Raw genomic sequence first — 19,443 nt, 5'->3', positions numbered from 1 at the left:
GCGAAGGAGCACGTGACCGTGTTATTGATCATCAGTAGTGCCCGCGACGACTCGGTCCACATGGTGCTGCCGAAGCTGGAGAAGCGCGGCGTGCCGCTGCTGTGGTGGGACGAGGCCGACTACCCCGGGGCCTCGGCCCTCACCACCCGCTATGCCGACGGCCGCTGGCGGCAGACGCTCACCTACCGGGGAAAGACGCAGGACCTGTCCGAGGTCACCGCGGTCTGGCACCGCCGCCCCGGCAAGCCGGCGGCGCCGGACGTGGGGGAGCCGTCGCAGCGCGAGTTCGCCGGGCACGTCGCCAAGCTGGCGCTCCGCGGGGCCTACGACCTCATGACGGGGGCGCGGTGGATGCCGGCGCCGCCGCAGCACGCCCTGGCGATCGACAACAAGCTGCTGCACCTGCACCGTGCCACCGAACTCGGCTTCACCGTGACGGAGACCGTGGTGACGAACGACCCGGACGAGCTCGTCCCCGCCTGGAACCGGGCCGGCGGCAAACTGATCACCAAGACGCTCGACTACGTCCCTTTCTCACTTGACGACGAGGCCCGTCACCTCTACACCACTCAGGTGACCCGGCGGTGGCTGTCCGGACGGCACCGGCTCCGTCACGCCCCGGCGATTCTGCAGCCCAACGTGCCCAAGGCGTACGAGCTGCGGGTGACGGTCGTCGGCGAGCGGGTGTTCGCCGCCCGCATCGACTCCCAGGTGTCACGGATGACCGCCGTCGACTGGCGGCACCACGACGACCCCAAGGTGGGCTATTCCGCCTACGATCTGCCGCCGGACGTGGCCGAGCGCTGCGCCCGGCTGGTCGCCGGGCTCGGCCTCACCTTCGCCGCGCTGGACTTCATCGTGACGCCGGACGGCCGGTACGTCTTCCTGGAAGTAAACGTGAACGGCCAGTGGGGGTTCATCGAGCTGCTCAGCGGCCTGCCGATCAGTGACGCGATCGCCGACTGGCTCGCCGACGCCACCCTCCGCCCCGACTTCAAGGAATCCACCGATGCCCGCTGACCAGAGCACGCTTCCCCTCCCGGCCGCCTTCGCGAACGACCTCGCCGACGCGGTCGCGCTTCTGCGTGGCCTGCCCGCCACCCCCGAGACCGTGAACGACGCGCAGCGGAGCGTGCGGGACTGGGCGGCCGAGCGGCCGTGGCTGCGCGCCCAGCTCGTGGTCGACGAGACACCCGGGACGGCCCGCGTCGGCTACGACCTCCTCCTGGAGCACCCCGAAGGCGGCTCCGTCGCGTTGTCGGCCCAGGTGGACGACGGCATTCCCTGGCTGGTCGACCACTCCAGCCACTGGGCCGCCGCGAACATCCTGAGCGTCGACGGGGTCGGGCTGTCGATCGGGGTCGCGCTGTCGGCGATCCGCTCCCTCGGCGTCCGCGACCCGCGGGTGCACGAGCAGTTGGTGGACCACCGCATCCTCATGAACGAGATGGAGGACGACCCGCGCCCGGTGACCGACGACGAGATGCGACGGGCCGCCGACGACTTCCGCCGGCGGCTCGGGCTCACCACCCGCGAGCAGACCCTGGACTGGCTCGCCCAGAACGGCATCTCCGAGGAGGGGTTCTGGGGGCACGCCAAGATGCAGGCGCGCGTCGCCCGGATCCGCGAGCGCTTCTCGGGCGACCCGGCCCGCCGTTACCTCGCCGAGCACCCGCAGCGGTTCACCGTACGGCGGGCCGCGTGGGTGACCGGGCCGCGCCCTGAGCCGCTGCGGGCCCTGCTCGACGGGCCGGTGAGCGAGTTCGCGAGCCGGGTCACTGCCGCCCTGCTGTCGCCCGGCGATGGGGCAGGCCTGCGCCTGGAGGCCGCCGCGGCCGTCACTCCCCGGCTGCCGGAGCCCCTGCACGACGTCCCCGCGGGAACGGCGGCCGGGCCGGTCGCCTACGACGGCGGTCATCTGGCCGGGGTCGTGTACGAGGTCGTCCCGCCGGACCCGGGGGCCCCCGAGGTGCTCGACGCGGCACGGGACGCGGCGTTCCAGGCGTGGCTGGACGAGCGGCGGCGCACCTCCGAGATCAGGTGGTTCTGGCTGTGAGCAGGCGAGTGCCGCTGCGGATGCAACTCACCCGCAGCGAGTGCGGCGCGGCCTGCCTCGCCATGGTGCTCGGCGCGCTGGGGCGCCGCACCAGTCTCGGGGAGGTGCGCGAGCACCTCCCCGAGGGTGTCGACGGGGTCAGCCTGCGCGAGATGATCCAGGGCGGGGCCCGCTTCGGGCTCCGGCTGCGTGCCTGCCGCGCCCCGATCGAGACCGTCGCGAAGCTGCCCACGCCGTTCATCGCCGTGTGGGAGAACAACCACTTCGTGGTGGTCGAGCGGGTGACGCCGCACGGCGTCACCGTCCTCGACCCGGCGCGGGGGCGGCGACGGCTGTCACAGCGGCAGTTCAGTGCCGGCTACTCCGGCACGGTGCTGCTCGCCGACGCTCCCGCAGGGCTCACGCCCGCCGTCAGGTCCCGGTCGTGGCGGGTGCTGCGCCCGCTGGTCGCCCCCGCGCTGGCGAACCGGAGACTGGTCGCCGCCGTCCTGCTGGCCTCGCTCGCCACGCAGGCCCTCGGCCTGGCCGTACCGCTGTTCACCAAGATCGTGGTGGACCGGCCGGTGGGGGTCGACGTGACGGCGCTCGCGGCGGCCGCCTGCGTCGTCGTCGTCGTGCACGCGCTGATCACGTGGACCCGTGCCTGGACGTTGATCAAGCTGCAGACCTCGGTCGCGGCCGAGATCATGCGCTCGCTCGTCGGCCACACGCTGGCCCTGCCGTACCGCTTCTTCCAGCAGCGGTCCAGGGGAGACCTGCTGAGCCGGCTCAGCGGGGTGGCGATGCTCCGCGACCTTCTCACCGAGCAGTCGCTGACCTTCCTGTTCGACCTGTTCACCGCCGTGACGTACCTGACGCTGCTCTTGGTGGCCTCGCCCGGGCTCGCGGTGCTGACGCTCGCGGCCGCCGTCGCCCAGGCCGTCGTCGTGCTGGCCACGGCCGGTCGCGGACACCATCTGGCCCTCGCCGCGGTGCACGCGAACGCGGCGACCCAGTCCGCTCTGGTGGACAGCCTCACCGGCATCGAGGCGATCAAGGCCGCCGGCGGCGAGGCGGCCGCCGTCGCTCGCTGGCGCGGACACCACGACGAGGAGCTGATCACCGGGGCGGCCCGGAACCGGCATGTGGCCGGAGTACAGGCCGCGAGCAACGCGCTGGGGCTGGCGCTCGATCTGGGGCTGCTCGTCGCCGTGTTCGCCACCTCGGGCGACGGCGCGACGCTGGGGGACCAGCTCGCCCTGGTGTCCCTCGCGGTCTCGGCCACCACGCCGCTTGCGTCGTTGCTCGGCATCGTCTACCAGCTCCAGCTCGCGGCCGCGCACATCGGGCGGATCGCCGACCTGATAAGCGCCGAGCCGGAACGCGCCGGCGGCGTCCGGCTGAACGGCGGGCTGCGCGGCGGGATCACCGTCACCGGGATCAGCACCGGCTACGACGCCCGCACGCCGGTGCTGCGGGACGTCTCCCTGCACATCCCGCCCGGCGCGCGGGTCGCGATCGTCGGCGCGTCCGGGTCCGGCAAGACCACCCTCGGCCGGGTTCTGGTGGGGCTGGTGGAGCCGTCCGCCGGGCAGGTCCGCTTCGACGGGGTCCCGCTGGAGGAGCTCGACCTGCGGTGGCTGCGCGGGCAGGTGGGCGTGGTCACCCAGCAGCCGCATCTGTTCGCCGGCACGATCATGCACAACATCGCCGGATTCTCCGGCCTGAACAGGTACGCGGTCGAGCACGCCGCCCGCATGGCCGAGATCCACGACGAGATCGTGCGGCTTCCCCAAGGGTACGACACCGACATCGGCGAGGGCGGGGCGCGCCTGTCCGGCGGGCAGCGCCAGCGCATCGCCCTGGCCCGCGCGCTCGCCCGCCGGCCCAGGATCCTGCTGCTTGACGAGCCGACCGCCAGCCTGGACGCGGTCACCGAGGAGCGCATCCGCCGCAACCTGCTGCGGCTCGGGCAGACCCAGATCGTCATCGCCCACCGGCTGTCGACCATCCGCGACGCCGACCTCATCGTCGTGCTCAACCGGGGCCGTCTGGTCGAGGCGGGCACCCACGATCGGCTGATGGCCCACGGCGGTCACTACGCCGATCTGGTCCGCTATCAGCACCAGGCGCCCGGCGTCACCGCGGCGGCTCCAGGCGGTCGCCAAGTGTGATGCCAATGATCCGCAAGTCCGTCCTTGTTGGGTGGGGGGTGAAGAAGCACCCTCACCTTAAGGACGTACATGCGCACCCCCGACCATTCCACGACGAGCTGCGCAGCCGCGGGCGCGATGCGGTTCCGCGTTCTCGGGCCGGTGGAGGTCCGCGACGGTGGTGACATGCCCGTCGGCCTCGGCGGGCGTCGCCAGCGGACGCTGCTGGCGAGGCTGCTCGCGGCGCACGGTGCGGTCGTACCGCTCGGCGAGCTGATCGACGACGTGTTCCGCGGCGCGCCCCCGGCGCGCGCGCGGGCGACCCTGCAGTCGTACGTGTCGAACCTGCGCCGCGCCGTCGAGCCGGGTCGTGCTCCGCGGACGCCGCCGCGGCTGCTGGTGGCACGGCCCCAGGGGTACGCGCTGACGACGACGGACGTGGACGCCCTGCGCTTCGGCGAACTGATGGACCGCGCGGAGGGCCGTACGCCGGGAGAGGCGCTGCCCCTGCTCGACGAGGCGCTGGGCCTGTGGCGGGGTTTCCCGTACGGCGAGTTCTGCGACGAGCCGTGGGCCGCCGCCGAGGTGACGCGGTTGTGGGACCGGCGCGCGGTGGCGGTGGAACGGCGTGCCCAGACGTTGCTGGACATGGGCCGGGCGCGGGCGGTGATCCCCGACCTGGAAGGGGAGACGGAGGCGAACCCGCTCAGGGAAGGGCTCTGGTGCCTGCTGGCGCTCGCCTTGTACCGCACCGGCAGGCAGGCCGAGGCGCTGGCGGTCCTGCGCCGCGCCGGAAGGCTCCTGGACGCTCGGCCGGGGACGCGCCACGGCACGCGGGTGCGCGCGCTCGAGACCGACATCCTGCGGCAGGCCGGCTCTCTCGAACACGCCCCTTTCAGCGCCGAGTCCTTCAGCACGGCGTCTCTCAGCGCCGAGTCCTTCAGCGCGGCGTCTCTCAGCACGGTGTCCCTCGGTGCGGACTCTTCCGGCCCGGAACCGGTGCGGCGGCGGCCCCTGCGTGGACGGGAGACGCAACTGGCGGAGCTGACGAGGCTGCTGGACAACGACGGCCCGGCCGCCGCTGTGGTCGGCGGGGAACCGGGCATCGGGAAGACGTCCCTGCTCACGGCCTTCCGCGACCACTGCGCCCGGCGCGGGCGTCTGGTGCTGTGGGACGGCTGCGACGGCGTCAACCGGCTGTGGAGGCGGGTGCCGGAGGAGTTGCGGCGACGCTGCCCGCCGCCCGAGCCCTCCGTGCTGGAGTGTCTCCTGGACGACCGGTCGCATCCGGGGTCCGGGCACGGGGCACCCTCGCGCCGCAGCCGGGCGGTCGCCCAGTGGCTGGTCACCGCCGCACGTGAGCAGCCCCTCGTGATCGTCCTCGACGACCTGCACCGAGCCGGCCCGGCGTCGCTCGAGATGCTCAAGGACGTCTTCGTGCTCGCCCGTGCCGTGCCCGGCAGTCCTCCTCCCATCACCGTCGTCGCCGCCGTGTGCGGTGCCTCGCCGCATCGGAGCGCCGTGCACGACCTTCTGGGCGGCCTGGCCTCGTACGACCTGGCCTGCGTCCACCTCGGCGGTCTGGGAACCGGGGCGGTGCGGGCGCTCGCGGCCGATCTGGGGACGCCGGTGGACGAGCGGACCGCGCACCGGCTGGTCGAACGCACCGGGGGGAACCCTCTCTTCCTGCGTGAGGTCCTGGGCGCTCGCACGCGGAACCAGACGCAGGACACGCTTCCGGATGCGGTGTCGGAGTCGATCCGTCAGCGCATCGCCGGGCTGGGGCCGCGGACCGGCGACGTCCTGCGGATCGCCGCCCTTGTCGGGCAGGACTTCGATCCCGCGCTGATCACCGAGATCGCGGGCGATTCCGCCTGCGAGGCGCTGGACCTGGCGGCGCAGGACGGGGTGATCGTTCCCCGGGCCGGGCGCATGGCCTTCGCCTACGGTCTGCTCAGGGAGACGATCCTCGGCGACATCCCGCCGTCGCGCCAGGCCGAGATCCACCACGCCGTGATGGTCTCCCTGTCCTCCCGCCCCGGCGCCGACGTGGCCGTCATCGCCCGGCACGCGGTCAAGGCCGGACGCCGTGCCCACCGCGAGGCCGTGCACTGGGCGCGAGCGGCCGCCGAGCAGGCGAGCCTGAGCCTCGATCACGCCGAGGCCGCCGCCTGGTGGGGCCGGGCCGTCGCGGCCCATGCCGCGGTCGGCGGCGATCCCCTCACCCACGCCGACCTGCTGTCACGGCGTGCCCGAGCGCTTCTCGACGCAGGGGAGGACGCGGGGGAACCCGTTCACCCGCCGCTCCACGTGGTGGCGTCGTCCTCCTTCCACCGCAGCTCGTCCACGACGTCGACGACCCCGCTGACCCGGCGCGTCATCCGTACGGCCGTGCGCGCGTCGCCGCGCCGGTCCATCTGGCCGGTGAGCGTCACGACGCCCTGATGGACGTGGACGCCGACCCCGGAGGTGTCGGCCCGCAGGCTCCGGCCGAGGATCTCCACGCGCACCTCCCGCTCGATGTCGTCGTCGGCCCGCACGAACGTCTTGATCAGGTCGTGCCGGCTGACGATGCCCCGCAGCCGGCCCTCGGCGTCCACGACGGGCAGCCGTTCGACCCCGTGCTCGTCCATCAGGCGGGCCGCCGCGACCGTGGTCGTTCCGGCGGTGACGGTGACGGCGGGGGAGGTCATCAGGTCGGCGGCCGTCTCGCCGGCCGCCTTGGCCCGCGCCCCGCCCTGCTGTCCGAGGCGGGCGCGCAACCGCGCGCGCAGCGGCGGCCGGTAGCCCTCGCGGTAGTACTGCTCCCTGAACTCCTCCCTGCGCAGCAGATCGGCCTCGGACACGACGCCGATCACACGCCGGTCCCCGTCCACGACGGGAACGGCGCCCACGGCGCGGGCGATCAGCAGCTCGGCGATGTCCCTGAACGGCGTGCCGGCGTGGACGGACGCGACGTCCGTGGTCATCACGTCCTGCACCTTCATGTGCATGTCGGCCTCCTTCCGGCTCGTGGGGCGCCTTCTGGGGGAGCGGCCCGCGCTTTCCATCCCATCCCCGGGGCCGGGATCCGGGGCAGGGCCGAAGGTCCCAGGGTCGTCCGCACCCGGCCAGGCGGCGCCGGGCGGGCGGAAGTCCCGGCGCCTGAGGACTTTGGTCTGCTGCGCGGCGGGCAGCGGACACGATGCGATGGTGGGCGGGAGCATCGACCCCCGCGCGTCCGCGAACCGCTTCAGCACAGGAGGAAAAGCACATGGCCGGACAGATCGTCGTCGCCGTGGACGGATCGAAGCCCGCGACGGCGGCGCTGGAATGGGCGGCGGACGACGCGCGGCGCCGGGGAGACGGCCTGAGAATCGTCCATGTGCGCGAGCCGTGGGCGCACGAGTACCCGTTCCATGCCGTGGAGGGCTTCGCCCAGTCCTACAGCGAGTTCTGTGAGGGTGTGCTCGCCGCGGCCGCCGCCCGCGCCCGCGAGATCGCCCCCGGCGTGGAGGTGACGACGGAGCTCTCCGAGGGGACGGTCGTCGAGGCGTTGCGTGCGGGGTCGGCCGATGCCGGCGCCCTCGTGGTCGGCAGTCGGGGGATGGGGGGTTTCTCGGGCCTGATCCTCGGGTCGGTCGGTCTCGGGCTGGCCGGTCACGCGGAGGTCCCCGTCGTGGTGGTGCGCAAACCGCACCGGGACGAGTACCACGAGGTCGTCGTCGGCTTCGACGGGTCGCCCCACTCGGAGGCCGCCCTGGAGTTCGCCTTCGAGGAGGCCAGAGCGCGGCGCGGGCGGGTGCACGCGGTGTACGCCTGGGAGATGCCGGTGCTCTCGTCGCCTTTCGCCGTCGGGTACGGCGCGGCGCTCGACGAGATCTACGACAGCGAGTCGCGGGCGGCGCGGCTGCGGCTCGCGCCGTGGCGCGACAAGCACCCGGACGTCCCGCTCGTCGAGACGGCGGTCTGCGGCCACCCGGTCCCGGCGCTGGCCGACGCCTCGCTCGTCGCCGACCTCGTGGTCGTCGGGTCCCGGGGGCTCGGCAACGTACGCGGCGCGCTCCTCGGCTCGGTCAGCCATGCCGTGCTGCACCGCGCACACTGCCCCGTCGCGGTCGTAAGGCCCCGCGACGGCGAGAGCTGAAGGCGCGGACCAGCCGAGGGCCCCACCGGCGCCGGAGCGCGGGAGCGGCCCTCGTTCGGCGATGCGGGACGGGTCAGCCCAGGACGATCGTGGTCAGGGCGCGCGGCGCGATCGTCACGCTCTTGCCCCGCAGTGCGATGGGGACCACCGCGTTGTTCTCGTCGGTCACGTACGCCCTCGCCCGGCCATGCCCCTTGATCGTGTCCCAGGTGACGGGGCCCGTGCCCGTGTTGAGGATCTCGATGACGCGGGAGCCGTCGGCGTTGCGGAACGCGGAGACCTTCAGCGTGGGGTCGGAGGCCGACGCCCCGATCCGCACCGCACCGGGCCGGATGAACCGGCTGTAAGCGGCCATCGCCCACAGGCGCTTGGACACCCGGTAGGTGCTGTTCGTGGTGTCAACGCTGATGAACGCCCTGGTGGAACCGCTCGAGACCCCCAGCCAGTAGATGTAGGCGGAGGCGCTGCCGAGCGTGAGCGCGTCGTGGACGGCCTGCGCGACCGTCATGCCGTCCTGGCCGCTGCCGTCGTCCCAGTTCTCGTCCCAGGTGTTGCCGCTGGGGCCCCACTCCGACATCCAGGTGTTCCGGCCCGTCGGCAGTGGGGAGGTCGGGGGGCTGGCGTAGGAGTGCCCAGTGTGGACCTTCACCCAGCGCCTCGCCTCGGGGTCGGCCTCGATCGCCTCCGTGTACGCCTTGGCCTGGTTCCAGCCGAACGAGTCGCAGCACACCAGATTCACGTGCGCGGCCGTGGCCGCCGGGCCGAGCACCTTGACGAACTGGGCGGCCTGTTCAGGAGTGAAGCGCATGGACTCGTAGGGGGCCGTCCAGTCGGGCTCGTTCGTGAAGCCCAAGTCGGTGATCTTGATTCCTTCCTGCTTGTAGAACTTCGCGTACTGCACGAGGTAGTTCGCGTAGGCTTGCTGCCACTCCGGCAGCAGCGTGCCGCCGTTCCTCGCGTCGCCGTTGTCCTTCATGTAGCCGGGGGCGCTCCAGGCGTCGGCGAAGAAGCGCTCGACCCCGTATCTCCGGGCCGCCTTCGCCATCCAGACCTGGCTGTTGTCGTCGCCGTCCCAGACGTACTTCGGCGGCGCGGCCGGGCCGCCCGGGTCTTCCGGCTGGATCGAGACCATCTGGTCGTACGGGACACCCGCCGGCCTAGCTCCGATGCCGAGCCGGAGGACGCTGAGCCCGGCACCCTTCTCGCGGCTGAACCACAGGTCGAGGATCTCCCGCTGCTTGTCCTCCGGCAGGGCTTTGATCAGCTCATTGCGACGGAACGCAGTGGAGACGCCGAACCCGTCGATCTTCTGGTACTTGGCGCTGTTGTCGATGTCGATGGCGACCGCCGACGCGGTCGCCGGCTGCGCCTGCCAGATCAGTGGAACGACGAGCAGTGAAGCCAAGATCAGATGTCTACGCATGGCTACTCCGGTGTTCGGTTGTCGGGGAGCTCTTGGTGGCCGAACAGGCATCACATTGATAGCGCTAACAATCGTGGCTGATGATTGAGGCGGGAATTTGTGCAGACCCGAGATCGCCCGGCAAACCCCGAAGTTCGGCAGGGGCCTGGAAATCGCACTGAATGGGAACACCCATAGTGATAGCACGCCGGATAGTCCGGCTCAATACATCGGGCGGGATTGGCGAAAATTTCAGGCCGCTCCTCCGGTCCGAGGGGTGGAAACCCGCTCGCCGGCCGGGGGGTCGCGCGCCGCGCCTGTCGGCCCGGCGACGGACGCCTTCGTGGGGGCTCCGCTTGCCTCGGTTGGCCCCGGCCATGTAAGGGCCGAAGAATTAAGGGTTCTGCCTGCGAAAATGCTTCATGATCACGGGTCCCCCTTCCGGGGGTGCGTGGTCGCGGCGGCTACGCGGCCGCTCTTGACGGCTGTTAGTGGCAGGCCTCAAATCCGGCCCGAAACATCAGCTCCAGTCCGAAAGTTTCTGATCAATTACCGGTAATAGGTCACACGCCGGGCCGGCTGGGTGAAGCCGGGCGGCGGACGGTCATGGGGTTGTTTCGGTGCGTTCGCCGGCCCACGCGCCTCTCCTTGCCGCCCGGCGCGAAAGCCCGCGTCCTCGAATTCTGCATGATTCGATCGCCTGTGGGCTTCGTGCCGAGTCGCGCACCCGCCCTTTTTGCGAACGCCGATCGCATTCATGGGAAGGGGTCGCCTGCACCGGCCGCTGGGCCTTCATCTACCAGCCGGCCCATGCCAGGCGTAGGGGGACCCCGTGACCGGCGGGGCTCGGAGCGTCAGGGAAATCTACATAGTAAAGGAGCTCAGTGGGTTGTCACCGCTCGGCCGCGTCCAGCACGGGCTTGATGTCGAGCACAGGAGTGCCGTCGACGGCTTCCAGCGGCCGCACCCGCAGGCCCCTCGCCGGGTCGATCTCCAGGACCGTGACCCGGTGCAGGCCGATCGGGTTGGGGCGGTCAGGGGAGCGCGTCGCGAACACGCCGGCCACCGGATTGCTCGTCTCCCCGCGCGGATGGACCCGCAGGGTTTCGCGGTCGGCTTGGTGGAACCAGGTGAGGACGAGCACCTCGTCGCCCGCCGTCACCCCGTCGAGCGCCTCCGTGACGGGCGGGTCGATCTCCAACCAGGCGTCCGGCGCCCCCTCGCGCCCCTGCCGCGGCGCCTCGGCACGGTCGGTCAGCACGGACCGTACGACGCCGACGGGCCGCACGGTGAATGTCCCGGTGGATGTTCCGGTGAACGCCTCGGGCTCGCTCATGATCCGTTTCCTTCCTGGCGATGGATCACCACGATGTCATCCGGTGCCGACATCTCCGGACCGTTCCGCGGGAATGCCCACGAAATGGACGTCGAGGCGGGCACGTACGCGTTGGGGCCGAGGTCCGGCCGGCTCCTGGTCCTCACCGGCCGGGCCGGGCTGGGCGCCAAGGCCGGGCATGACCTCACGATCGAGGTCACCCGGTGGCGGGGCGAGGCGGTGGTGGCGCCGGACGACCTGGCGGGCTGCCGGGTGACGGTGGAGGCCGAGGTGGCCTCGATGCGGGTCCGGGAAGGCACGGGCGGAGTAAAGCCGCTCACCGACTCCGATCGCGTCGACATCGAGAAGAACATGCGTGACAAGGTCCTCAAAGCGGATCAGCACCCGCTGGTCACGTTCCGGTCGACCCGGGTCGTGGGCGAACCCGAGGCGTTCCGCGTGGAGGGCGAGCTGACAATCATGGGCGCCACTCGGCCGGTCACGGTGGACGGGGCGTTCGCGGACGGACGAGCGCGCGGCCGGGCGACGGTCGTGCAGTCCGAGTGGGGCATCCGCCCCTACTCCGCGTTCTTCGGCGCGCTCAAGCTGCGCGACGAGGTCGAGGTCATCTTCGACGTACGGCTGGGGGAGGGGCGGGGCTGACATGTGTGATGCTTCGGGCACCATGGATGCGTGACTGTGGTGCGCGACGCGGGAATTGCCGAGCGGTGGGGCTTGCTGGCCGATCTCGTGGCCGACGGCGAGGTGGTGGTCCTCAGCGGGGCCGGCCTGTCGACCGAGTCCGGGATCCCGGACTACCGAGGGGAGACCGGCCGCAGGCGCAGGGCCGACCCGATGACCTACCAGACCTTCGTGAGCAGCGCGGCCGCCCGCAGGCGCTACTGGGCGCGCAGCCACCTGGGATGGCGTCACATCGTGGACGCCGCGCCGAACACCGGGCATCGCGCGGTGGCCGAACTGCAGCGCTGCGGCCTGGTCGCCGGGATCATCACGCAGAACGTGGACGGTCTGCACCAGGCGGCGGGTGCGCACGGGGTCGTCGAACTGCACGGCAGCCTGCATCGGGTGCGCTGCCTGGCCTGCGGGCACCGCACCTCGCGGTACGCGCTCGACCGGAGGCTGCGCGCGGCCAACTCCGGCTGGCGGGCCCGCTCGGAGATGATCAATCCGGACGGTGACGCCGTTCTGGCCGTGGACGAGATCGAGACGTTCCGCACGGTGGACTGCGAGGGCTGCGGTGGCGTGCTCAAACCCGACGTGGTGTTCTTCGGCGAGAACGTGCCGCCGTCACGGGTCGAGGAGTGCTACGCGCTGACCGAGCGGGCCGGTCTGCTGCTCGTCCTGGGATCCTCGTTGACCGTCATGTCCGGATACCGGTTCGTCCGGCGCGCCGCCGCCCGCTCGATCCCCGTCGCGATAATCAATCAGGGGCCGACCCGGGGCGACGGCGAGGCGCTGATGACCTTCGACGCCCCCCTCGGACCGGCCCTCACCTCTCTCCTGGAGGCCCTCCGCTAGTTGAGAGGAGTCAGGCTGTTCCGGCCGGACGCAGTCGTGCCTCGGCACGGACGCCCTGACGCAGGGAACGCTCGGTGAGGCCGCCGAACAGCAGTCCGATGGCGGCCCACAGGGCGAACTGGACGCCGAACGACGACACCCTGAACCACCAGAGGGTGTCGGCGGGGAAGTCGCCGGACACCTCGTTGATCGGGGGCAGCAGGGCGTACGAGACGCCCACGAGGACGGCGTAGACGACGATGCCCGCGAGGGTCGCGTTCCAGCCGCCCAGCCGGGGCGACAGGGCGCGGCCCGCGTACGTCGCGACCGCGGCGGCCAGCAGCGCGACCAGGATCATCGTGAAGTACAGCGCGGTCCTGCGGCCGATGGTGTCGGGGTTGCCGACGGCCGGGGGATTGGGCGGGTACTTCAGGATGGGGGTCACGTACACGACGACGAATCCGGCGGCCGCGACGACGAGGGCCGTGGCGCGGGCGCCGAGGGCGCCGAGGCGGCCGTGGGCCACGGCGTACGCGATGGAGAAGAAGCCGCCGAGTGCGGCGCCGTAGACGAGCAGGGCGGTCAGGAGGCCGGCGGTCTCCTGGACGGTCCGGCTGACGAGTTCGTGTTCGTGTGCCGCTCCTGTCGCGGCGGCCTTGGCCTCCTCGAGCGAGATGGCGGCGGCGACCTGGGGTTCGCCGGCGAACCAGGCCACGACGTACGCGAGCAGCGCGGCCACGAGGCCGACGAGCATGCCGCGCACCAGCAGGGAGCGCATGGTGGGCATCCGGCGGGCCTCAGTGGCAGGGGAAGCCGAGGAGGTGGCGGCCGTCGTGCACGAACTCGTGCACGGTGTGCCCGCTGATGAGGTGGGTGGCGCCCTGCTCCGCGCCGACGAAGTAGATCAGGATGAGCCCGACCACGGCGGCGAAGACCGCCCAGGGCAGGATCTCGCGCACGGGGATGGTGACCGGCAGGGGCCGGGATACGGGAATGGCCGGCTGAGCCATGATTTCTCCTCACGGGGTGCCTCGCCCCGGTGATGGAGGACAACGGGTCAGTGTCCTGACTCCCGGGTCATCGTGTCGCCCGACCTTCCAGCCGTCTCGGCCGTGGTCACAAGCGGGGGACACTCCCCGGTCACAGTGGCGGGACCGTCCTGGATTCGCACCAGGTTCCTGCACACCGTCGCCTCTGTCTGCAATTGTCCCCTAGAGCGTGCACCGTCTGCAAAAGTACGTCAAGCCGTGGTCCATACTCGTGACCTATGAAGCGCGTCCTCATCATCGGCATCGGCGCCGGGGACCCAGCCCACCTCACCTTCCAGGCCGCCGCGGCGATCGCCTCGGCGGACGTGTTCTTCCTGCTCGACAAGGGTGCAGAGAAGGACGGCTTGGTGCGGCTGCGGCGCGAGCTGATCGCGGCCCACGCGCGGGAGCCGTACCGGGTGGTGGAGGCACGCGACCCGGAACGCGACCGGACGAGCGGCGCCTACGTGGAGGCGGTGGCCGACTGGCGGGCCCGCCGGGCGGAGGTCTACGCGCGGCTCATCGCCGACGAGGTGCCCGAGGACGGCGTGGGCGCGTTCCTCGTCTGGGGCGATCCCGCCCTCTACGACAGCACGATCGCCATCGTCGAGGACGTCCTGGCCAGGGGCGGGGAGCCGTTCGACTACGAGGTGATCCCGGGGATCAGCAGCGTGTCGGCGCTGGCCGCGCGGCACCGCGTCAGCCTGACCAGGGTCGCGAGGCCCCTGCACATCACGACCGGACGCCGCCTGCCCGCCGACGTCGAGGCCGCAGACGACATCGTGGTGATGCTCGACGCGGGATGCGCGTTCGCCGACCTGCCGGAGGCCGCCGACGCGGACGTCTACTGGGGCGCCTACGTCGGGACCGAGGACGAGATCCTCCTGGCCGGGCCGGTGCGCGAGGTCGCCGGCGAGATCCGGCGGCGCAGGGCGGAGGCGCGCGCGGCGCACGGCTGGGTCATGGACGCCTACCTGCTCAGGAAACCCGCTCGATGAGGCCGGTGTCGGTCGTCGGGATCGGCGCGGACGGCTGGGCCGGCCTCACCGACGCCGCGCGCGCCGAGCTGACCGCCGCGGACGTCGTGGTCGGGTCGGCCAGGCAGCTCGCGCTGCTGCCCGCGTCGCTGGCCCCCGAGCGGGTGCCGTACCCGTCGCCGCTGGTCGCGGGGTTGCCGGGGCTGTTCGACGCGCACGCGGGACGCGCGGTCGCGGTGCTGGCGAGCGGGGATCCCATGTTCTTCGGGATCGGCGCGACGCTGGCCCGGCTGCTCGGGCCCGAGCGGCTGCGCGTGCTGCCGCACGTGTCGTCGGTGACGCTGGCCTGCGCGCGGCTCGGCTGGCCCGCCGAGGGCGTCGAGACCGTCAGCCTGGTCGGGCGTCCGCTCGCCACGCTGACCGCCGCGCTCGCGCCGGGCCGCCGCGTCCTCGTCCTCAGCGCGGACGCGGGCACCCCCGCGCGGGTCGCCGCCCTGCTGACCGAGCGGGGATACGGGGCGAGCCGCGTGACCGTACTCGGCGATCTCGGCGCGGCGACCGAGTCGCGCCATGACGGCACGGCCGCAGACTGGACGGGCGCCGGCCGGCCGGGCGCCGAGCCGATGCCGGCCCTGAACATCGTGGCCGTGACCTGTGCCGACGTCCCCGACGCCGCGCCACTGGGGAGGGCTTGCGGGCTGCCGGACGACGCGTACGAGTCGGACGGGCAGCTGACCAAGCAGGAGGTGCGCGCGGTCACCCTGGCCAAGCTGGCGCCCCTGCCGGGCGAGCTGCTGTGGGACGTGGGGGCGGGCTCGGGGAGCGTGGCCGTCGAATGGCTGCGCGCCCACCCCTCGTGCCGGGCCGTCGCCGTCGAGCGCGACCCCGTGCGGGCGGACCGCGTCAGGCGCAACGCCGACGCGCTGGGCGTGCCGCGCCTGCGGGTCGTCACCGGCGCCGCGCCGGACGCGCTCCACGGGCTGCCGGCCCCGGCGGCCGTCTTCGTGGGCGGCGGCGTGACGGGGGCCGGCGTGGTCGAGACCTGCTGGGACGCCCTCGCCCCGGGCGGGAGGCTGGTCGCGAACGCCGTCACCGTGCAGTCGGAGGCGGTCCTCGCCACGTGGCACGCGCGGCTCGGCGGCGACCTCGTGCGGTTGTCGGTGCAGCGCGCCTCGCCGGTGGGCGGCTTCACCGGGTGGCGTCCCCTGATGCCGGTGACCATTTGGACGGCGCGGAAGGAGCGCGAGCAGTGACGGTTCGATTCATCGGTGCGGGGCCCGGCGCGGCCGACCTCATCACGGTGCGCGGGCTGCGCGCCCTGCAGGCGGCCCCGGTGTGCCTGTACGCGGGGTCGCTCGTGCCACGCGACCTGCTCGCCGACTGCCCGCCCGGCGCGCGGCTCGTCGACACCGCCGACCTCACCCTGGACGAGATCATCGCCGAGATGACGGCGGCGCACGCCGCCGGGCTCGACGTGGCCCGGCTGCACTCGGGCGATCCCTCGCTGTTCAGCGCGGTCGCCGAGCAGATGCGCAGGCTCGACGCGCACGGTGTGCCGTACGAGGTGATCCCCGGAGTGCCCGCCTTCGCGGCCGCCGCCGCGGCGCTGGGGCGGGAGCTGACGGTGCCCGAGGTGAGCCAGACCATCATCTTGACCAGGACGTCGGCGCGCGCCACCCGGATGCCGCCCGGCGAGGACCTCGCGACGCTGTCGGCCAGCCGCGCCACGATGGTGCTGCACCTGGCCGTGCAGCGGATCGGCGCCGTCGTGGCCGAGCTGCTGCCCGCGTACGGGGCGGACTGCCCGGTGGCGGTCGTCGCGCGGGCCAGCCGGGACGACGAGGAGATCATCAGGGGCACCCTGGACGACATCGCCGATCGAGTGATCGCGGCGGGGATCAAGCGGACCGCCGTCATCGTGGTGGGCCGGGCGCTGGCGGCGCACGATTTCCGCGACAGCCACCTCTACTCGGCCGAGCGGGACCGGGCGTGCTCGTCCTGATCCTCGGCGGCACCGCGGAGGCGCGGGCGCTGGCGGCCGAACTGGCCGCCCTGCCCGGTCTCCGGGTGGTGTCGTCGCTGGCCGGGCGGGTCGCCGATCCCCGGCTGCCGGTGGGCGAGGTCGTCTCGGGCGGCTTCGGCGGCCATGAGGGGCTCACCCGGTGGATCGCCGGGCACGGCCCGGGCGCGGTGGTGGACGCCACGCATCCGTTCGCGCGGACGATGAGCGAATCGGCGGCGCGCGCGTGCGCGGCGACCGGTGTGCCGCTGCTCGGCCTGCGGCGTCCGGGCTGGTCGGAGGGGCCGGGGGACGCGTGGCTGCGGGTGCCGTCACTGGAGGCCGCGGCGGACGCGCTGCCCGGTCTCGGCGGCCGGGTGTTCCTCACCACGGGCCGCCGCAGCCTGCCGGTCTTCGCGCCGCTGACCGGGCTGTGGTTCCTGGCCAGGTCGGTGGACCCGCCGGAGCCGCCGGTGCCCGCGAACGTCCACGTGATCCTCGACCGGGGGCCTTACACGGTGGCGGGAGAGCGCGCCCTGATCGGCGAGCACCGGCTCGACGTGCTGGTCACCAAGGACAGCGGCGGGGAGCTGACCCGCGCCAAGCTGGTCGCGGCGCGCGAACTCGGGCTGCCGGTCGTCATGGTGGACCGGCCCCCGGCGCCCGGCGGTGTCACCCAGGTGACGGACGTCGCCGACGCCGTCGCCTGGGTTCGCGATCACACGGAAAATCACATGGAAAATCACACGGGATAACGGCGCGGAGTGTAGACGGTCGCCCGCCCGGCGCGTTCGACGACGCGGGTGGTGGACGAGCCGATGATCAGCAGGCAGCGCATGTCGATCGCGGCCGGGTCGAGCTCGCCGAGCGTGGTGACCGTGACCGACTCCCGCGCGCCGCCGACGTCGCGGCCGACGACCACGGGCGTGGCCGGGTCGCGGTGTTCGAGCAACAGGTCACGGGCCGCGGCGACCTGCCAGGTGCGGGTCTTCGACGCCGGGTTGTAGATCGCGAGCACCAGGTCGGCGCGGGCCGCCGCGGAGATCCGGCCCGCGACCACCTCCCACGGCTTGAGCTGGTCCGACAGCGACAGCACGCAGTAGTCGTGGCCGAGCGGCGCGCCCGCCCGGCTCGCCACGGCCTGCGCGGCGGTCAGGCCGGGCACCACCCGCACCGGGACGTCGGCGTAACGCGGGTCGGCCGCGGCCTCAAGCACCGCGCTGGCCATCGCGAAGACGCCCGGGTCACCCGACGACACGACCGCCACCCGCGCCCCGGCGAGGGCGAGATCGAGCGCGTGACGCGCGCGTTCCGCCTCGACGCGGTTGTCGGTGCGGTGCCGGGTCTGGCGCGGGTTGGGCGCGACGCGGTCCACGTAGGGGCCGTAGCCGACCAGGTCGGTGGCCCCGGCGAGCACCTCCTGCGCCTCCGGGGTCAGCCAGGGCCGTCCGGCGGGGCCGAGGCCGACGACCGCGACCTCGCCGGGACCGGTGCGTTCCACGGTCTCCGGCACGAATGTGAGCTGGGCCGGGCTCGGGATCAGCGCCAGCGAGAAGTACGGCACCTGGCCGGGGTCCACGTCCTTCAGGGGGGCGACGCGCTGGGCGTCGGTGGTGGCGCGTTCGACGTACCAGGCCTCGTCGAGACGGCCGGCCTCGGCGAGGGCGTCGCGCACCTTCTCGAACGTGCGGCCCAGCTTGAGCACCGCCGCGGAGTCCGTGCCGCGAAGCTTCTCCGCCAGCACGCCGGCGGGCAGGGTTCCGGGCAGGACCGTCAGCGTCTCGTCGCGTTCGACCAGCGGGCGGCCGAGCACGGCCGACGCGCCCGCGATCGACGTGACGCCGGGGACGACCTCGGCCGGGTAGCGCTGCGCCAGCCGTTTGTGCATGTGCATGTAGGAGCCGTAGAAGAGCGGGTCGCCCTCGCACAGGACGACGACGTCGCGCCCGGCGTCCAGGTGGGCGGCCAGCCGGGCCGCGCAGTCGGCGTAGAAGTCGTCGAGCGCGCCCTGGTAGCCGCCGGGGTGGTCGGTCGTCTCGGTCGTCAGGGGGTACTGGAGCAGCTCCTCGATCTGGCCGTCGCGCATGTGGTGGGCGGCGATGGAGCGCGCGATGCTGCGGCCGTGCCGGGCGGCGTGGTAGGCGATCACGTCGGCCGCGCCGATCAGGCGGGCGGCCTTCACCGTCATCAGTTCGGGATCGCCGGGGCCGAGGCCGACGCCGTAGAGGGTACCTGTCACGTCACGTCACTCCTGCTCGCTGGCGATGGCGTTGATCGCCGCCGCCGTCATGGCACTGCCGCCCCGGCGGCCGTGGACAACCAGAAACTCCAGGCCGGACGCCGCGAGGGCGCGCTTGGACTCGGCCGCGCCGATGAAGCCGACCGGAATGCCCAGCACGGCGGCGGGCCGTCCCGCGCCCTCCGCGACCAGTTCGAGCAGCCGGAACAGCGCGGTCGGTGCGTTGCCGACGGCCACGACCGCGCCGTCGAGCCGGTCGAGCCACAGATCGAGGGCGGCGGCGCTGCGCGTGGTGCCGAGCCGCTCGGCGAGGGCGGGCACGCGGGGGTCGCCGAGCGTGCAGACGATCTCGTTGTCGGCCGGCAGGCGTTTCCTGGTGACGCCGGAGGCGACCATCTGCGCGTCGCACAGCACGGGCGCGCCCGCCAGCAGGGCGGCGCGCGCCTTCGCGACCACGCCGGGGGAGTAGCCGAGGTCGGCGACCAGGTCGGTCATGCCGCAGGCGTGGATCATGCGGACCGCGACCCTGGCCACGTCGCCGGGCAGGCCCGTCAGGTCGGCCTCGGCCCTGATGGTCGCGAACGACCGCCGGTAGATCTCCGCTCCGTCGCGGACGTAGTCGTGCTCGGGCACGGACACCCCTGTTCGTTC

The 19,443-nt window shown here is 72.8% G+C and carries 17 protein-coding genes, 1 pseudogene and 1 riboswitch; of the genes and pseudogenes, 11 read left to right on the top strand and 7 right to left on the bottom strand.

Annotation, left to right across the window (positions count from 1 at the left end; translation table 11 throughout):
* The first annotated feature begins 12 nt into the window (after positions 1-12).
* From ACQPZZ_RS20705 to ACQPZZ_RS20690, 4 genes and pseudogenes are all read left to right on the top strand, one after another.
* Positions 13-1,020, top strand: a complete 1,008-nt coding sequence (locus ACQPZZ_RS20705; RefSeq protein ID WP_432920569.1) for an MvdC/MvdD family ATP grasp protein — start codon at positions 13-15, stop codon at positions 1,018-1,020.
* On the top strand, positions 1,010-2,056 hold the full coding sequence (locus ACQPZZ_RS20700) for a TIGR04500 family putative peptide maturation system protein (protein WP_432920566.1): 1,047 nt from the start codon (positions 1,010-1,012) through the stop codon (positions 2,054-2,056). The genes ACQPZZ_RS20705 and ACQPZZ_RS20700 overlap by 11 nt, the downstream gene beginning before the upstream one ends.
* On the top strand, positions 2,053-4,209 hold the full coding sequence (locus tag ACQPZZ_RS20695) for a peptidase domain-containing ABC transporter (protein WP_432920563.1): 2,157 nt from the start codon (positions 2,053-2,055) through the stop codon (positions 4,207-4,209). The genes ACQPZZ_RS20700 and ACQPZZ_RS20695 overlap by 4 nt, the downstream gene beginning before the upstream one ends.
* 69 nt (positions 4,210-4,278) lie before the next feature.
* Positions 4,279-5,619, top strand: a pseudogene (locus tag ACQPZZ_RS20690) (BTAD domain-containing putative transcriptional regulator); the annotation flags it as partial.
* An 863-nt stretch (positions 5,620-6,482) separates the two neighbouring features.
* On the opposite strand, the gene ACQPZZ_RS20685 reads toward ACQPZZ_RS20690, so the two are convergent.
* Positions 6,483-7,181, bottom strand: a complete 699-nt coding sequence (locus ACQPZZ_RS20685; protein ID WP_432920560.1) for a CBS domain-containing protein — start codon at positions 7,179-7,181, stop codon at positions 6,483-6,485.
* A 260-nt stretch (positions 7,182-7,441) separates the two neighbouring features.
* On the opposite strand from ACQPZZ_RS20685, the gene ACQPZZ_RS20680 reads away from it, so the two are divergent.
* A complete protein-coding gene (locus tag ACQPZZ_RS20680; protein ID WP_363638261.1) occupies positions 7,442-8,314 on the top strand; it encodes a universal stress protein in 873 nt (290 codons plus the stop codon).
* Between the two features lie 73 nt (positions 8,315-8,387).
* Here the strand turns inward: ACQPZZ_RS20680 and ACQPZZ_RS20675 are convergent, their stop codons facing one another.
* Together ACQPZZ_RS20675 and tsaA are read right to left on the bottom strand one after the other, a co-directional pair.
* Positions 8,388-9,737, bottom strand: a complete 1,350-nt coding sequence (locus ACQPZZ_RS20675) for a glycoside hydrolase family 30 protein (RefSeq protein ID WP_432920557.1) — start codon at positions 9,735-9,737, stop codon at positions 8,388-8,390.
* 871 nt (positions 9,738-10,608) lie between these two features.
* A complete protein-coding gene (tsaA, locus tag ACQPZZ_RS20670) occupies positions 10,609-11,052 on the bottom strand; it encodes a tRNA (N6-threonylcarbamoyladenosine(37)-N6)-methyltransferase TrmO (protein WP_432920554.1) in 444 nt (147 codons plus the stop codon).
* Positions 11,053-11,136: 84 nt separating this feature from the next.
* Here tsaA and ACQPZZ_RS20665 point away from each other — a divergent pair, with 84 nt between their 5' ends.
* Positions 11,137-11,694, top strand: a complete 558-nt coding sequence (locus ACQPZZ_RS20665) for a YceI family protein (RefSeq protein ID WP_432920551.1) — start codon at positions 11,137-11,139, stop codon at positions 11,692-11,694.
* Positions 11,695-11,724: 30 nt separating this feature from the next.
* Positions 11,725-12,570, top strand: coding sequence for an NAD-dependent protein deacetylase (locus tag ACQPZZ_RS20660; RefSeq protein WP_432920548.1), 846 nt, complete (start codon positions 11,725-11,727; stop codon positions 12,568-12,570).
* 10 nt (positions 12,571-12,580) lie between these two features.
* Here the strand turns inward: ACQPZZ_RS20660 and ACQPZZ_RS20655 are convergent, their stop codons facing one another.
* The gene (locus ACQPZZ_RS20655; RefSeq protein WP_432920545.1) at positions 12,581-13,336 is read right to left on the bottom strand and encodes a CbtA family protein; all 756 of its coding nucleotides are present in this window, start codon (positions 13,334-13,336) and stop codon (positions 12,581-12,583) included.
* A gap of 10 nt (positions 13,337-13,346) precedes the next feature.
* A complete protein-coding gene (locus ACQPZZ_RS20650) occupies positions 13,347-13,559 on the bottom strand; it encodes a CbtB domain-containing protein (protein ID WP_363410733.1) in 213 nt (70 codons plus the stop codon).
* Positions 13,560-13,587: 28 nt separating this feature from the next.
* A riboswitch (cobalamin riboswitch) is annotated at positions 13,588-13,769 on the bottom strand.
* A 47-nt stretch (positions 13,770-13,816) separates the two neighbouring features.
* Between ACQPZZ_RS20650 and cobF the strand changes: the two genes are divergently transcribed.
* From cobF to ACQPZZ_RS20630, 4 genes are read left to right on the top strand one after another with little or no spacing between them, the layout of a single operon-like run.
* Complete coding sequence (gene cobF, locus ACQPZZ_RS20645) at positions 13,817-14,575, top strand: precorrin-6A synthase (deacetylating) (RefSeq protein WP_432920542.1); 759 nt, start codon at positions 13,817-13,819, stop codon at positions 14,573-14,575.
* A complete protein-coding gene (cbiE, locus tag ACQPZZ_RS20640; protein ID WP_432920539.1) occupies positions 14,572-15,807 on the top strand; it encodes a precorrin-6y C5,15-methyltransferase (decarboxylating) subunit CbiE in 1,236 nt (411 codons plus the stop codon). Before cobF ends, cbiE begins: the two co-directional genes overlap by 4 nt.
* Positions 15,804-16,556, top strand: a complete 753-nt coding sequence (gene cobM / locus ACQPZZ_RS20635) for a precorrin-4 C(11)-methyltransferase (RefSeq protein WP_363638244.1) — start codon at positions 15,804-15,806, stop codon at positions 16,554-16,556. The genes cbiE and cobM overlap by 4 nt, the downstream gene beginning before the upstream one ends.
* Positions 16,544-17,308 (top strand): cobalt-precorrin-6A reductase, encoded by a 765-nt coding sequence (locus ACQPZZ_RS20630; protein ID WP_363638242.1) that lies wholly within the window; start codon positions 16,544-16,546, stop codon positions 17,306-17,308. The genes cobM and ACQPZZ_RS20630 overlap by 13 nt, the downstream gene beginning before the upstream one ends.
* Here ACQPZZ_RS20630 and ACQPZZ_RS20625 read toward each other — a convergent pair.
* Together ACQPZZ_RS20625 and ACQPZZ_RS20620 are read right to left on the bottom strand one after the other, a co-directional pair.
* Positions 17,296-18,792 (bottom strand): precorrin-2 C(20)-methyltransferase, encoded by a 1,497-nt coding sequence (locus ACQPZZ_RS20625; RefSeq protein ID WP_432920535.1) that lies wholly within the window; start codon positions 18,790-18,792, stop codon positions 17,296-17,298. The two genes, ACQPZZ_RS20630 and ACQPZZ_RS20625, sit on opposite strands and share 13 nt — an antisense overlap.
* Positions 18,793-18,798: 6 nt before the next feature.
* The gene (locus ACQPZZ_RS20620; protein ID WP_432920532.1) at positions 18,799-19,431 is read right to left on the bottom strand and encodes a precorrin-8X methylmutase; all 633 of its coding nucleotides are present in this window, start codon (positions 19,429-19,431) and stop codon (positions 18,799-18,801) included.
* Between the last annotated feature and the right edge of the window lie 12 nt (positions 19,432-19,443).

This window comes from Microbispora sp. CA-135349 (assembly GCF_050947365.1).
In the GTDB taxonomy this organism is placed as follows: Bacteria; Actinomycetota; Actinomycetes; order Streptosporangiales; family Streptosporangiaceae; genus Microbispora.
The sequence above is the reverse complement of the archived record's forward strand: the minus strand, read 5'-3'. Positions and strand labels throughout refer to the sequence as shown.

Bases quoted from the DNA above. Each gene is read 5' to 3' on its own strand.
- ACQPZZ_RS20700 (WP_432920566.1), top strand. From the start codon at position 1,010: ATGCCCGCTGACCAGAGCACGCTTCCCCTCCCGGCCGCCTTCGCGAAC.
- ACQPZZ_RS20685 (WP_432920560.1), bottom strand. From the start codon at position 7,181: ATGCACATGAAGGTGCAGGACGTGATGACCACGGACGTCGCGTCCGTC.
- ACQPZZ_RS20680 (WP_363638261.1), top strand. From the start codon at position 7,442: ATGGCCGGACAGATCGTCGTCGCCGTGGACGGATCGAAGCCCGCGACG.
- ACQPZZ_RS20675 (WP_432920557.1), bottom strand. From the start codon at position 9,737: ATGCGTAGACATCTGATCTTGGCTTCACTGCTCGTCGTTCCACTGATC.
- tsaA (WP_432920554.1), bottom strand. From the start codon at position 11,052: ATGAGCGAGCCCGAGGCGTTCACCGGAACATCCACCGGGACATTCACC.
- ACQPZZ_RS20665 (WP_432920551.1), top strand. From the start codon at position 11,137: ATGGACGTCGAGGCGGGCACGTACGCGTTGGGGCCGAGGTCCGGCCGG.
- ACQPZZ_RS20655 (WP_432920545.1), bottom strand. From the start codon at position 13,336: ATGCCCACCATGCGCTCCCTGCTGGTGCGCGGCATGCTCGTCGGCCTC.
- ACQPZZ_RS20650 (WP_363410733.1), bottom strand. From the start codon at position 13,559: ATGGCTCAGCCGGCCATTCCCGTATCCCGGCCCCTGCCGGTCACCATC.
- cobF (WP_432920542.1), top strand. From the start codon at position 13,817: ATGAAGCGCGTCCTCATCATCGGCATCGGCGCCGGGGACCCAGCCCAC.
- cbiE (WP_432920539.1), top strand. From the start codon at position 14,572: ATGAGGCCGGTGTCGGTCGTCGGGATCGGCGCGGACGGCTGGGCCGGC.